General features: G+C 67.0%; 13 protein-coding genes. 7 read left to right on the forward strand and 6 right to left on the reverse strand.

Going from position 1 to position 13,755, the window contains the following annotated elements; genetic code table 11:
• Positions 1-9 precede the first annotated feature (9 nt).
• Complete coding sequence (locus RKE25_RS14120; protein WP_311838736.1) at positions 10-696, forward strand: DUF2461 domain-containing protein; 687 nt, start codon at positions 10-12, stop codon at positions 694-696.
• Between the two features lie 51 nt (positions 697-747).
• On the opposite strand, the gene RKE25_RS14125 is transcribed toward RKE25_RS14120, so the two are convergent.
• A complete protein-coding gene (locus tag RKE25_RS14125; protein ID WP_311838737.1) occupies positions 748-2,061 on the reverse strand; it encodes an MFS transporter in 1,314 nt (437 codons plus the stop codon).
• Positions 2,062-2,266: 205 nt separating this feature from the next.
• Between RKE25_RS14125 and aqpZ the strand changes: the two genes are divergently transcribed.
• The gene (aqpZ, locus tag RKE25_RS14130) at positions 2,267-2,965 is read left to right on the forward strand and encodes an aquaporin Z (RefSeq protein ID WP_311838738.1); all 699 of its coding nucleotides are present in this window, start codon (positions 2,267-2,269) and stop codon (positions 2,963-2,965) included.
• A gap of 71 nt (positions 2,966-3,036) precedes the next feature.
• Here aqpZ and RKE25_RS14135 read toward each other — a convergent pair whose 3' ends face one another.
• From RKE25_RS14135 to ligA, 3 genes are all read right to left on the reverse strand, one after another.
• The gene (locus tag RKE25_RS14135) at positions 3,037-3,198 is read right to left on the reverse strand and encodes a DUF5668 domain-containing protein (RefSeq protein ID WP_311838739.1); all 162 of its coding nucleotides are present in this window, start codon (positions 3,196-3,198) and stop codon (positions 3,037-3,039) included.
• A gap of 135 nt (positions 3,199-3,333) precedes the next feature.
• Positions 3,334-4,320 (reverse strand): EF-P lysine aminoacylase EpmA, encoded by a 987-nt coding sequence (gene epmA / locus RKE25_RS14140; RefSeq protein WP_311838740.1) that lies wholly within the window; start codon positions 4,318-4,320, stop codon positions 3,334-3,336.
• Positions 4,317-6,707, reverse strand: a complete 2,391-nt coding sequence (gene ligA, locus RKE25_RS14145; protein ID WP_311838741.1) for an NAD-dependent DNA ligase LigA — start codon at positions 6,705-6,707, stop codon at positions 4,317-4,319. Before ligA ends, epmA begins: the two co-directional genes overlap by 4 nt.
• 102 nt (positions 6,708-6,809) lie before the next feature.
• Between ligA and RKE25_RS14150 the strand changes: the two genes are divergently transcribed.
• Positions 6,810-7,448 (forward strand): phosphatase PAP2 family protein, encoded by a 639-nt coding sequence (locus RKE25_RS14150; RefSeq protein ID WP_311838742.1) that lies wholly within the window; start codon positions 6,810-6,812, stop codon positions 7,446-7,448.
• Here the strand turns inward: RKE25_RS14150 and RKE25_RS14155 are convergent.
• Positions 7,445-7,912, reverse strand: a complete 468-nt coding sequence (locus RKE25_RS14155; protein WP_311838743.1) for a GreA/GreB family elongation factor — start codon at positions 7,910-7,912, stop codon at positions 7,445-7,447. The genes RKE25_RS14150 and RKE25_RS14155 overlap by 4 nt on opposite strands.
• A 197-nt stretch (positions 7,913-8,109) precedes the next feature.
• Between RKE25_RS14155 and RKE25_RS14160 the strand changes: the two genes are divergently transcribed.
• The 4 genes from RKE25_RS14160 to RKE25_RS14175 all read left to right on the forward strand — a co-directional run bounded on the left by RKE25_RS14160 (position 8,110) and on the right by RKE25_RS14175 (position 12,224).
• Complete coding sequence (locus RKE25_RS14160) at positions 8,110-9,579, forward strand: MFS transporter (RefSeq protein ID WP_311838744.1); 1,470 nt, start codon at positions 8,110-8,112, stop codon at positions 9,577-9,579.
• 140 nt (positions 9,580-9,719) lie between these two features.
• Positions 9,720-10,925, forward strand: coding sequence for a cation:proton antiporter (locus RKE25_RS14165; protein WP_311838745.1), 1,206 nt, complete (start codon positions 9,720-9,722; stop codon positions 10,923-10,925).
• 211 nt (positions 10,926-11,136) lie between these two features.
• Complete coding sequence (locus RKE25_RS14170; protein ID WP_311838746.1) at positions 11,137-11,835, forward strand: GNAT family protein; 699 nt, start codon at positions 11,137-11,139, stop codon at positions 11,833-11,835.
• A complete protein-coding gene (locus RKE25_RS14175; RefSeq protein WP_311838747.1) occupies positions 11,832-12,224 on the forward strand; it encodes a hypothetical protein in 393 nt (130 codons plus the stop codon). Before RKE25_RS14170 ends, RKE25_RS14175 begins: the two co-directional genes overlap by 4 nt.
• A gap of 30 nt (positions 12,225-12,254) precedes the next feature.
• On the opposite strand, the gene RKE25_RS14180 is transcribed toward RKE25_RS14175, so the two are convergent.
• Positions 12,255-13,673, reverse strand: a complete 1,419-nt coding sequence (locus tag RKE25_RS14180; protein ID WP_311838748.1) for a deoxyribodipyrimidine photo-lyase — start codon at positions 13,671-13,673, stop codon at positions 12,255-12,257.
• Between the last annotated feature and the right edge of the window lie 82 nt (positions 13,674-13,755).

Below are 13,755 nucleotides of genomic sequence, written 5' to 3' on the forward strand. Positions count from 1 at the left end.
ACGATCTCCATGGCCAACGCTTACTTCACGCCCGCCACATTCCGCTTCCTCCGCGCGCTCGAGCGCAACAACAATCGCGAATGGTTTCTGGCGCACAAGCCCGAGTACGAGCGCGACGTGCGCGACCCGTTCCTGCAGCTGATCGCCGACATGCAGGCGCCGCTGACGAAGATCAGCAAGTATTACCGTGCCGACGCGCGCAAGAACGGCGGCTCACTGTTCCGCATCCACCGCGACACGCGCTTCTCCAACGACAAGCAGCCGTACAAGCCCTGGCAGGGTGCGCGCTTCTTCCACGAGCGCCGGCATGAAATACCGGCGCCCTCGTTCTATGTACACATCCAGCCCGGCGACTGTTTCGCCGGCGGCGGCATGTGGCATCCAGAGCCGGACGCCCTCAAGCGCATCCGCGCCTTCCTCGCCGACAATCCCGCCGCCTGGAAGCGCGCCACGCAGAGCAAGACCTTCCGCGAGCACTTCGGCTTCTGGGGCGAAGCGCTCACCCGTCCGCCACGCGGCTTCGATCCGGCGCACGAGCTGATCGAGGACATCAAGCGCAAGGATTTCGCGGCCGGCGAAGGCTTCGACGAAAAGCTGGCCTGCTCGGCGGAATTGCGCCCGTGGCTGGTGGAAACCTACAAGCGCCTGGCGCCGATGATCGACTACCTCTGCGCCACCCAGGAACTGGATTTCTGAGCGCTGCCCGCGGCCGGGGCAAAGCCGGCCGCGGCCTACGCGCATACGGCGTCAGCGCTCGTGAAAAGCGCGCCGCGTGGTCAGCAGGTACAGCGCGCACAGCACGCCCACCACTGCGGTGATCGCGACGTAGTGCGCCGGCGCCATCGGTCCCAGCCGGGCGGCGAGATAAGCAATGAGCGGCGGCGTGATGGCGCCGAAGATCGCGTAAGCGACGTTGTACGAGAACGACAGGCCCGAAAAACGCACGGCCGGCGGGAACGCCGCCACCATCACGGCCGGCACCACGCCAACCACGCCGACGCACAGGCCGGCCAGGGCGTACAGCGCCATGAAATGCGCGCCCCCCTGCTGCAGATCGCGATACAGCAGGTACGTGCTGGCCAGCAGCGCCAGCGACCCGACCAGCAATGAACGGCCACGGCCGAAACGGTCCACCGCCAGCCCGCCGAGGATGCAGCCGAAGCACAGCATCAAGGCAGCCAGGCTGTTGCCGTGGAACGCCAGCGACTGCGGCAGGTGGAAGCTGCTCTGCACCAGGGTCGGCGTCATCAGGATCACCACCACGATCGCCGCGGTGAGCATCCAGGTCACCATCATGCTCAGCAGTACGCCATCCAGGTGGCCGGTCACCGCCTGCTTGAGAGGCAGTTCGCGCGCCAGCTCCTTGCGCTCGCGCAGGGCGGCGAACACCGGCGTCTCGCTCAGCCAGCGGCGCAGCCACACCGCGAAGAAACCGAATACGCCGCCGAGCACGAACGGGATGCGCCAGCCGTAGGCCAGCACCTTCTCCGTCCCCATGCCGGCGATGCCCGCGGCGACCAGCGAGCCGATCAGGATGCCGGCGGTCAGCCCCGAGGTGAGGCTGGCGCAGGCGAAGCCGATGCGGCCGACCGGCGCGTGTTCGGCCACGAAGACCCACGCGCCGGGCACTTCGCCGCCGATCGCTACGCCCTGCACCACGCGCAGCAGCAACAGCAGCATCGGCGCCAGCACGCCCAGCTGCGCGTACGTGGGCAGCAGGCCAATGCACAAGGTCGGCAGCGCCATCAGGAAGACGCTCAGCGTGAACATCCGTTTGCGTCCCGAGCGGTCGCCGAAATGCGCCATCACGATGCCGCCCAGCGGACGCGCCAGATAGCCGGCGGCGAAGATGCCATACACCTGCACCTGCGCCAGCCATTCCGGCATATCGGCCGGGAAAAACAGTTGGCCCAGCGTCTTCGTGAAGAACACGAACACGACGAAGTCGTAGAACTCCAGCGCGCCGCCGAGCGCGGCGAGCGCCAGAGTGCGCAGATCGTTGCGGGAGAGCGGCGAGGCGGACGTATCCACCGAGGAAACGGACGGAGCGGCTTGCGTCATCGTCGGAAGCGGGGACGGTCGGAAAGGTCCGCGGACCATAGCACCGGGACGCCGCGATTGCTGCCGCTTCTTTTGGATCATTGCGATGTCGCTTTATTTCTGCCGTTTGCTAGGCTAGCGACCGCGCCGGACAGGACGACCGGGGCCGTAGGGGCAACAAGCACATTCCGACTTTCCCTTCCTGCCTTCGCAAGGAGACCTGCTCATGAGCATTGGCAAGCGTTTGACCGCCGAATTCTTCGGCACTTTCTGGCTGGTATTCGGCGGCTGCGGCAGCGCGGTCCTGGCCGCCGCGTATCCGGACCTCGGCATCGGCTTCGCGGGCGTGGCGCTCGCGTTCGGCCTTACCGTGGTGACCATGGCCTACGCCGTCGGCCACATTTCCGGCGGCCACTTCAATCCCGCCGTCACCGTCGGTCTGTGCGCCGGCGGCCGCTTCCCGGCCAAGGACGTGCTGCCTTACGTCGTGGCGCAGGTGATAGGCGCCATCGCCGCGGGCGGCGTGCTGTATCTGATCGCCAGCGGCAAGGCCGGCTTCGATGCCAGCGCGGGTTTCGCCTCCAACGGCTACGGCGAGCACTCCCCCAACGGCTATTCCCTGCAGGCCGCCATCGTGGCGGAACTGGTACTCACCGCGTTCTTCCTGCTGGTGATCCACGGCTCGACCGACAAGCGCGCCCCGGCCGGCTTCGGCCCGCTGGCGATCGGCTTGGCGCTGACCCTGATCCACCTGATCAGCATCCCGGTCACCAATACCTCGGTGAATCCGGCGCGCAGCACCGGCGTGGCCATCTTCCAGGGCAGCTGGGCACTGCAGCAGCTGTGGGTGTTCTGGCTGGTGCCGCTGATCGGCGGCGCGATCGGCGGCCTGATCTACCGCCATCTGCTGGAAAGCAAAGACTGATTCCAGCAGAACGAAGGCCGGTCGCCTGGCATCGGGAGGATGCCAGGCGACCGGCCTTTTTCATGAGCGCATCAGCTGGTGCGGCGGAACATCATGCCGGCGCCCAGCGCGATCAGCGCCACCGGCCACCAGGTAGCGAACAGCTGGCCTAGCCTCAGGTCGAAGCCCAGGTTGCGCAACAGGAACAGCACGCCGATCACGATCAGGATGACGCCGGGTACGCTGGGTTTCATTGCAGCCTCGCGGTGATTAAGCACGGCGGCCACTCTGCGGGCGCGTCGCGAACGAGTCAATCGGACGGCTGCCGCTCATTCACGCAAGCCGTGGAATCCGAGCCACCGGGGCTGCTTCGGCCTGACCCATACCGGTCACGCTTCGGCAAACGGGAACGCCAGCACATCCGCGATCGCGTCCGTCCCGGCCAGGCACATCAGCAGCCGCTCCATGCCCAAGGCCACGCCTGCGCAATCGGGCATGGCGTCCAGCACCGCCAGCAGGTGCTCGTCCATCGGGACCTCGCGCAGGCCGCGCTCACGGCGCACCGCGTTGTCGCGCTCGAAGCGCCGGCGTTGCTCGGCGCCGTCGTTCAACTCGTGATAGCCGTTGGCCAGCTCGTAGCGTCCCAGGAACAGCTCGAAGCGCTCGGCCATCGGCGGATCGCCCGGCCGGATCTTCGCCAGCGCGCACTGGCTGGCTGGGTAATCGTGGATCACCGTGATGCGGTCGCGCGGAAATACCGGCTGCAGCTTGTGCGTGATCAGCAGGTCCAGCCAGTCGTCGCGGCCCAGCCCTTCCGGCCCGATGCCGTAGTCCTCCAGCGGCGCCCGCAGTTCGTCGATCGGCGCATGGAGCGGGTCCAGCCCCAGTTCGTCCAGGAACAGCTGGCGATAGCTTTCGACGACTACTTCCGCACGCCGACCAACCAGGGCCAGCCCCGCCTCGACCAGGGCAATGGTCTCTTCCATCAGCTGCCGGTGGTCCCAGCCCACGCGGTACCACTCCAGCATGGTGAATTCGGGATTGTGCCGCCCGCCAGCCTCGCCGTTGCGGAAGACCCGTCCGAGTTCGTAGCAATCGCCGATGCCTGCGGCCAGCAGGCGCTTGAGCGGGTACTCCGGCGATGTGCGCAACCAGCGTTCGCGCGCGCCTGCGTCGACGTGCCCGTTGAAGGACACGGTGAAGCTTTCGATGTTCGGATCGGTGTTACCCGCAGCCGAAAGGATCGGCGTCTCCACTTCAAGCACGCCGCGTTCGGCGAAGAACTGGCGCACCATCGCATTCAGCCGCGCGCGCAGCTGCAAGGACGAGCGATCGCGCGGGAGCGGCACCACGCGCGGCGTTTCCCTGGCCGTCATGCACCGCCCTCGTGTTCGGCCAGCAGCGCCACCAGCCGTGCTTCGTCCCACACCTCCACGCCGAGCTCCTGCGCCTTGTCCAGTTTGGAGCCGGCCGCCTCGCCGGCGACCACGAAACTGGTCTTCTTGGACACCGAGCCGGATACCTTGGCGCCGAGCGCTTCCAGCCGCTCCTTGGCCTCGTCGCGGGTCAGCGACGACAAGGTGCCGGTGAGCACCACGGTCTGCCCCTCGAGCGGCGCTGCGGCCGTGCTGGCGGATTTCGGAATAGCCTCCAGCAGGCGGTGCATCGCCGCCTCGGCCTCTTCCAGCGCGGCCAGGTTTTCCTTGTCGGCGAGGAAGTTCTCCAGGTTGCCGGCGGCAGCGGAAGGCACGCCCGCCACCACCCAATGCGCGGCACCGGCACGGACCAGTTGCTGCAGCGTCGGATAGTGCTGCGCCAGGAGCTGCGTGCTCTTCGGCCCGAGCTTGGACACCCTGGCCGTATCCAGCAGCACGTCCAGGCCGAGCTTGCCGCGCAGCTTGGGCGACGGCGTGCCCTCGTCGCTGAACACGATGCCGGAGGCGAGCAGCTGATCGACCACGTTCTGGTTGCCTTCCTGCGCGAAGAAACCGTCGATGGAACTGGCCACTTCGTCGCCGATGTCGGGCAGCACGCGCAGCACCGGCGCCGGCGTCGAACGCACCAGGTCCAGCCGCCCGAGCCAGGTCGCCAGGGTCTTGGCCGTGCTTTCGCCGATGTGCATGATGCCCAGCGCATAGAGAAAACGCGGCAGCGTGGTGCGCTTGCTGGCCTCGATCGCCTCGATCAGGTTCTCCGCCCACTTGGTGGCGACCTTGCCCTGCTTCACGGTCTCCGGCGTGGTGCCGTCGCGCTCGTCGGCGCGGCGCTTCATCTCCAGGAAATCGTCCAGCGTCAGCTTGTACAGATCGGCCGGCGTGTGCACGTAACCGAAATCCACCAGCGCATCGACGAAGCGTTCGCCGATGCCTTCGATGTCCATCGCGCGGCGCGCAGCGAAGTGGATCAACGCCTCCTTGCGCTGCGCCGCGCAGATCAACCCGCCGGAACAACGCCACACCGCCTCGCCCTCTTCGCGCAGCAGTTCCGAGCCGCATACCGGGCAATGGGATGGCATGTGCCAGGCCTTGGTGTGCGGCGGCCGCAGCTCCGTCATCACGCGCACGACTTCGGGGATCACGTCGCCCGCGCGGCGCACGATCACGGTGTCGCCCACGCGCACGTCCAGGCGCGCCACCTGGTCGGCGTTGTGCAGCGTGGCATTGCTGACCGTGACGCCGCCCACCTGCACTGGCGTCAGGCGCGCCAGCGGCGTAGCCGCGCCGGTACGGCCGATATTGATCTCGATGGCTTCGACGACGGTCGTCTGCTCCTGCGCCGGGAACTTGTGCGCGATGGCCCAGCGCGGCGCGCGCGAAACGAAGCCCATCTCGCGCTGGCCCTCGTAGTCGTCCAGCTTGTAGACCACACCGTCGATGTCGAACGGCAACTGGTCGCGCTTCTCGCCGATGCGGCGGTAATAGGCGATCAGGCCTTTGAGGCCGCGCGCCGTGCCCACTTCGTGCGAAACCGGAAAACCCCAGTCGCGCAGTTTCTGCAGCGTGGCCGAGTGAGTGCCGGGAATCTCGCCGCCCTCCACCACGCCGATGGCGTAGGCGAAAAAGCTCAGCTTGCGCTTCTTGGTAATCGCCGGATCCAGCTGCCGCAGCGAACCGGCCGCGCCGTTGCGGGGATTGGCGAGTACTTTCTCGCCGTGAGCGCGCGCATGGGCGTTGAACGCCTCGAAATCCTTGCGCAGCATGATCACTTCGCCGCGCACTTCCAGCACCTTCGGCCAGTCCTCGCCGCGCAGGCGCAGCGGGATCGCGTCCACCGTGCGCAGGTTGGCAGTGACGTCCTCGCCGGTTTCGCCGTCGCCGCGCGTGGCACCCTGCACGAACACACCGTTTTCGTAGCGCAGGCTGATCGCCAGGCCGTCCAGCTTCGGCTCGACCGAGAACACCGGCTCGCGTCGATGCAGAGTCTGCTCGATGCGCCGTTCGAAATCCGCCACTTCGCGGAAACGCTCCTGGTCGGTCTCACCTTCCTGCTCGAACGCATTGCTGAGCGAGAGCATGGGAATCGCATGCCGCACCTCGGCGAAGCCGCCCACCGCCCGGGCGCCCACCCGCCGGGTCGGCGAATCGGGCGTGGCCAGCGCGGGGTATTGGTTCTCCAATGCCTCCAGTTCGCGCAGCAGGCGATCGAATTCGGCGTCGGTGATCTCCGGCTCGTCGAGCACGTGGTAGCAATAGTTGGCACGCTCTATCTTCTCGCGCAGCTCGGCGGCGCGGGCCTGGACGTCGGGGGCGGGGGGATGGCTCATGCGGGGCTCCTCATGCCGCGGAGTTTAGCGAGTAAGCGGACCGAAAGCGGCGGGGATTACCGTAGTTCCCGGGGGTGTCCGAGCTTTTCCGGAGGTTCGGTTATGCGTGCCACCAGCGTTACGGTCCGTCTGCTCGCGATCGCTGCGGCGGCCTTTTGCCTACCCCATTCTGCTCTAGCGGCCGGGGGCCCCTTCGGCATCGATCACAAGCTCCACTACGACGACAGCGGTATCTGGAAACGCCGCAACCAGAACATCGTCTACTACGGGACCATTGTGTCCGCAGGAGCCGGCGCCCTCTGGCTGGGCGACGACGACGAACTCGGCGATACGCTCTGGCGCTCGGTCGATTCCATGGTGGTCACCGCCGTCGGGACGCAGGCGTTGAAATGGACGTTCCAGCGTGAACGCCCCTCGCAGACCGACAGCCCCAACCAATGGTTCAAGGGCTGGCACGCGCAGAGCTTTCCCAGCGGCGAGGTCGCCGCGATCACAGCCGCCGTCACCCCGATCATGGCCCACTACGGCGGGGAGCACCCGGCCATCTACGCCCTGGCCCTCCTGCCGGCCTACGACGCCGTGGCTCGCGTAAAAACTCACGGACATTGGCAGAGCGACGTCCTGGTCGGCGCGGCGATCGGCGTGGGCGTTGGCCTATGGGCCGAGCATCGAAAATCCCCATGGATCGTCAGTTTCCTGCCGCATGGCGTGCAGGTGGGTTTCTCCAAGCATTGGGATTAGGCGTGACGGTGCGAGGCGTCTTCACGTTTCCTGCACGACGTCAGCGATGGAAATCCCCGGCCGCCTCCGGCTGGTAGCCGATGTCGCCCCGCAGCAGCCGCGCGGCCGTCCGGCATCGGCCAACCTAGGTGCTGCTCCTTCGCCAGGCCCAGCAGCGCGCTCCCCACCGGCACCAGTATCGAGACGCGCCCCGCCTCGCCGGCGCCGGCCGGATACACCAGGGTGGGCGCGACTCGCTCGCCGGTGGTTTCGTCCCCGGCGGTGACCTGCGAATTCATCGTCACTACGTCCGGTGGGATCTCCGTCGGCTCGCGCACTTCCGCACGGTCCAGTTCGGCCTGCGGGACGATATGCCCCTGCGCCTCGGCGGTAGACATGCGTTCGAGCAGGGCTTCGGTGCGCTCCAGGTCGGCCGAGGCTGGAAATGACGATCGGCGGCTGCTGTTCAATAGCGGGGCGATCATGACGTGGTCATGGCGATATCCCGGCAAGGTTCCATCCGCGACGCATGCGCGCCGTGTACAAAAAAATTCGCGCCGGACGCTGGAAGCGCCCGGCGCGGGAAATAACGGTGGCCGGCAAGCGGCCCTAAGACGAGTGCCCAACCCTGGCCATCGCGTCCACGAAAAGCAATTGCTGTAGCCGCTATCATGCACGGGTCATGTCCGATACCCCCGCAGCCACGGAAGTGCCTCCCCAGCTCGGCACGCCCGGCAACACGCCTCCCGCTCCGCCGACGCTTTCCTCGCGCGAACGCTACCGCGGACTCATCTGGCTGGTCGCCGCGGCGTTCTTCATGCAAGCGCTGGACTCCACCATCGTCAACACAGCGGTGCCGGCCATGGCCGAAGCGCTCGGCGTCACGCCGCTGGGCATGCGCATCGCGCTCACCAGCTACGTGCTGACGCTGGCGATCTTCATCCCCGCCAGCCCCTGGATGTGCGACCGCTTCGGCACCCGCCGCATCTTCGCCGCCGCCATTGCCGTGTTCACGGTCGGCTCGCTGCTCTGCGGCGTGTCGCAGACCCTGCCCCAGCTGGTCGCCGCCCGCGTGCTGCAAGGCCTTGGCGGTGCCGCGCTGATGCCGGTCGGGCGTTACGTGCTCGTGCGCAGCATCGACAAGCGCGACTTCGTGCGCGCCATGAGCACAGTGGCCACCGTCGGCCTGCTCGGCTCCGTGATCGGCCCGCTGCTGGGCGGCGTGCTGGCCGAGTACACCTCGTGGCGCCTGATCTTCCTCATCAACGTGCCGGTCGGCGTGATCGGCTACTGGATGAATGGCCGGGAGATGCCCGATTACCGCCTCGCGGATCCGCATCGCTTCGATCTGCCCGGCTTCCTGTTGTTCGCCACCGCGTCCGCCATGCTGCTGACCGCCTCCGAGGTCGCCAGCGGCGGTGGTGGCCAATGGCCGCAGATCGCCATCAGCGGCACGCTCGCGCTGATCTTCGGCGGCGTCTATGTGTGGCACAGCCGGCGCACTGAGTACCCGGTGGCGGACCTCACCCTTCTGCGCATCCGCAGCGTGTGGGTGTCGCTGGCCGGCAATCTGTTCACGCGTTTGGGCGTGTCGGGCATGTTCCTGCTGCTGGTGCTGTTCCTGCAGGTGGGCTGCGGCTGGTCGCCGACCATGGCCGGCCTGATGATGGTGCCGCAGGCGCTGGGCTCGATCTGCGCGAAGTGGGTAATCAATCGCCTGCTGCAGCGCATGGGCTACCGCCGCTTCCTGCTTTCCAACACGCTGATCGTGGCGGTGCTGCTGGCATCCTTCGCCCTGCTGGGCAAGGACTCGCCGATGTGGGTGATCGCCCCGATGGTGTTCGTCTACGGCGGCTTCATGGGGCTGCAGTACACCGCCATGAACACCCTGATCTACAACGACCTGGACGTGAAGTACGCCTCCATGGCTTCCTCGATGGCTTCGACGGCGCAGTACCTGTCCATGAGCTTCGGCATCGCGCTCGCCTCGCTGCTGATGGAAGCCCTCCTGCAAGGCCATGCGCACGACGACTACGTGGCCTCCTTCCGCTGGACGGTGCTGCTGCTGGGCGTGGTCACCGCCACCGCCAGCTGGGTCTTCAGCCGCCTGGACCGCCAGCCGGCGAAAGCGCCGGCCGAAACCGCGACCTGATCCGCGGAAGACATCCTGGCCGGTACGCCGGGTGAAGCATCCGCGTTCCCGCCGTGCGTCCTAAGCCGGACCAAGAGGCGCCCCAACACACTTGCCAGCATGTAGCATGGACCGGTTCGCGCCTCCGGAAGGACCCCTGCATGCATCACGCAGCCGACATCCTGCTCACCCTCTTCATCGTGTTCGTCGCCGCGCAGATCGGTGGCGAAATCGCCCAGCGGTTCAAGCTGCCCGGCGTGGTCGGCGAGATCGCCGCCGGCTGCGTGGTCGGCCCCTCGGTGCTGGGTTGGATCACCCCCGAGCAGATCGCCACCGGCACCCCGCTGGACGTGCTGGCCGAGATCGGCGTGGTCCTGCTGCTGTTCGCGGTGGGTCTGGAAACCCGCCTGGAGGACTTGAAGAAGGTCGGCAAGGTCGCCTTCCTCGTCGGCGTGCTGGGCGTCCTCGTGCCGTTTGGCCTGGGCGGCATGTGGGCGCATACGAGCGGCTACGACTGGGGCAAGTCGCTGTTCATTGCCGCCGCCTTCGTCGCGACGTCCGCGGGCATCACTGCGCGCGTGCTGCAGGAACTCAATGCGTTGCAGCGCGTGGAGAGCAAGGTGATCCTCGGCGCCGCGGTGATCGACGACATCCTCGCGATGCTGCTGCTCGGCGTGGTGGTGTCGCTGCAGGGCGGCGAAGGCTTCAACGCCATGCATCTGGTCACCACGCTGGTCGGCGCGATCGGCTTCATCGCGGTGATCGGCTTCGGCGGTGCGCGCGCCATGCGCTGGAATTCCAGCTGGCTGGACAAGCCGCGCGCGCAGAACTCCGCGCTGGGCATCGTGCTGGCGCTGTGCCTGGGCCTAGCCTACGTCTCCACGCTGTTCGGGCTCGCCGCCATCATCGGCGCCTTCCTGGCCGGCATGATCGCTTCGGAAACCCGCCAGCAGCACACGCTGGAAAAGCAGGTCCAGCCACTGCTTTCGCTGCTCACGCCATTCTTCTTCGTCATCACGGGCAGCAAGATCGACCTGCAGCAGCTGGCCAGCGGCGACGCCATCCTCACGCTCTCCATCGTCACCGCCATCGCCATCGTGTCCAAGCTCGCCGGCGGCTTCCTCGGCGCACTGTCGCTGGGCAAGCGCAGCGCCACCATCGTGGGTTTCGGCATGGTGCCGCGCGGCGAGGTGGGCGTGGTGATCGCCAGCCTGGGCCTGGCGGCGGGCGTCTTCAGCGACCGCACCTACGCCATCATCGTGGCCATGTCGCTGCTGACCGCGATGGTCACGCCGCCGGTGCTGGCCTGGATGCTCAAGCGCAGCGGCAGCGCGAGCGCCGTGGCGGAGCCCGATACGCGCGGTTGATAGCCACGCCGGCGTGTGCGATTCCACACGGCGCCGTGACGGAAAGCTCTCAGCCGGCGTGTCGCCGATCCGCTGAAATGGCCTGAATTCGCGGCAGAACGCGCTCCGGGCACCTGGCACGCCTTTTGATTCCTTCCATGCAAACGCCCCGGGCGGCGATGGTCGCCGCCGATGGCAAGCGCATGAATGGAAACCCATGAACGCAGGGACGATGGCAGCCGCGCCAAGTCGGGGCAATCGCTTCGCCGCAAGCGATGAGCCGGCTTCCGGCGAGCTGCGGTTGCAACGGCTGGCGCACGCCGATGTCGAGCATTTCCATCGCCAGTACGCCGACCCGGCGATCGCCGCCCTGTGCTGCTGGCCCAAGTTCGCGGGCGCCGACGCATGGCACGACTGGCTCGACGCCATCCAAGCCGCGCCGGAGCACGCCTTGTTCGGCATATGGCACCGGCAGCAGGGATTCATCGGTTGCGCCGGATTGGTCCTGCACGACGGCCTGGGCTTCTTCCATTACTGGCTGGGCCGCGACTTCCGCGCGCAGGGCCATGGCACGCGAACGGGCCTCGCGCTGCTCGCCTTCGCGCGCGAGCACTGGGGTCTGCGCGCCTGCTACGCCAAGGTTTTCGCAAGCAACCATGTTTCGCGGCGAAGCCTCGGCAAGATCGGCTTCCACGACACGGGCGTGCCGATCACCAGCCCCGCGGCACATGAAGAGCAGCTGCTGCGCTGGCCATCCAATCGCCACGACGCAGCCGACGAGGCGCGACGACTGTTCGCCGCCCTGGAGGCCGATGTCCACGTGGCCGACCGACCATCCGACAACAGCCCGCCGCCAGATGTTCTCCACCTCGCGGAGACCGCCGCGAGCCCATTCCGTCCCATGACGTTCGAGGGAGCGAAAACACCATGAGCTTCTTTCAGAAGATGGCCAGCAAGATTCTCCCGCCCGCGGCAGCCAAGCATCTCGCCGAAACCGCCACCGCCGCGGTTCAGGCCACCCTGGCGCGCAAGAACATCCCTCACACCAATACGGTGATCAATCCGACAACTCATTACACCAGCGGCCAACACCACCACGTCGGCGGACAGGCCTGGAACGTGATTTCCGGTCCGGAAAAGGGAGGCCAGCGGGCCTTCATGATGGTGCAGAACCTGGGATACCAGCTCAACAAGTTCCTGACCGGCGGCGTAGGCCATCGTGTGGGCAACAGCAATGCGCTGGTGCCATACCAGCCGAAGTCGACCGCACTGACGGTGCGCAACGACTCGAACGCGCCCGGCAAATTTCCCAAGCTCTAGCCCGCAGCGTGCTTGCGCAGGCGCGAGCGATCAGCCGCGCCCGCGCATGGCCTGGTAGGCAGCGAGCGCGTCATGGCGCGAAGCCGCCAAGTCGATCATCGGTGCCGGATAGCCGCTGCGCGCGAGCAGCGCGGCATCTTTCCATGGCTCGTGCAGCAGCGGCAGCGGTGCGTCCTTCAGTTCCGGCAGCCAATGCCGCAGATAGTCACCCTCCGGATCGAACTTCTGCGCCTGCGACACCGGATTGAACACGCGGAAGTACGGCGCCGCATCCGCACCGCAACCGGCCACCCATTGCCAACCAAGCGTGTTGTTGGCGAGGTCCGCATCCACCAGCGTGTCCCAGAACCAGCGTGCACCCTCCCGCCAGTGCTGGCGGAGATTCTTGGTGAGGAAGCTCGCCACGACCATGCGCACGCGGTTGTGCATCCAGCCGGTATGCCATAACTCGCGCATGCCGGCGTCGACCAGAGGAATGCCGGTACGGCCTTGGCGCCAGCGTTCCAACAGCGCCTCGTCGGGCTCGGCCCAGCGGAAACTGGCGAAGCCGGGGCTGAAGTTCTCGGTAGGTGTCTGCGGAAAATGGAACAACAAGTGGTGCGCGAACTCGCGCCAACCCAGCTCGCGCAGGAATGGCTCCAGATCGAGCCTACGTTTCGCATCGAGCCGCTGCGTGTCTCGTTGCAGGATATGGTGAATCTGACGCGGGGAAATCTCGCCGAAATGCAGGTGCGGCGACAACCGCGAAGTGCCATGTCGTGCTGGCAAGTCACGCAGCCGCGCATAGCCGTTCAAAGCGTCGTCCGCGAAGAGCTCCAGCGCATCCAGCGCCCCCTGCTCGCCCGGCGTCCACGATTCGCGCAGGCCGCCGTCCCAGCGGATGCGCGGCAGCAGACCCAATGCTTCGAGCTGGAGGCCGCCCGACACCGTGGCGAACCGCATCGCCTGCGGCGCGGGGAGTGGCGCATCCGGCGCCAACTGCGCCCGCACGCTCCGCCAGAACGGCGTGAACACGCGGTACGGACCGTCCTGCTTCGTCGCCACCTGCCACGGCTCCACCCACAAGGCAGCGTTGAAGCTCTTCGCATCGATGCCCTGCTCCCGCAACGCCGCCTTGATGCGCTTGTCGCGCGCGATAGCGCTGGGCTCGTAGCAGCGGTTCCAATACACCGCGGTGGCGCCCGAAGCCTTGCACAGTGCGAGCAGCGTCTCCAGGGAGTCACCCGCGCGCAGGTGCAGGCTCCCGCCATGACCCACCAGCGCCCCTGACAGCGCCTCCAGCGAGCCATGCAGCCACCACCGGCTGGCCGCACCGGGCGCCCACTCGCCATCCTCGTCCGGCGCATGGATGTAGACGGGCAACACGCGCTCATGCGCCGCGCAGGCAGCCGAGAGGGCCGGGTTGTCAGCCAGGCGGAGATCGCGGCGGAACCAGACGATGGCGGTCATGTCGTGGGTGATATCGAAAAGACTGTCGCTTATACGCGAAACCTGCCGGAATAGTTGCGCCGTTCCCTCAGCGCTACCCATG

The sequence above is a fragment of the Dyella sp. BiH032 genome, assembly GCF_031954525.1.
In the GTDB taxonomy this organism is placed as follows: Bacteria; Pseudomonadota; Gammaproteobacteria; order Xanthomonadales; family Rhodanobacteraceae; genus Dyella_D.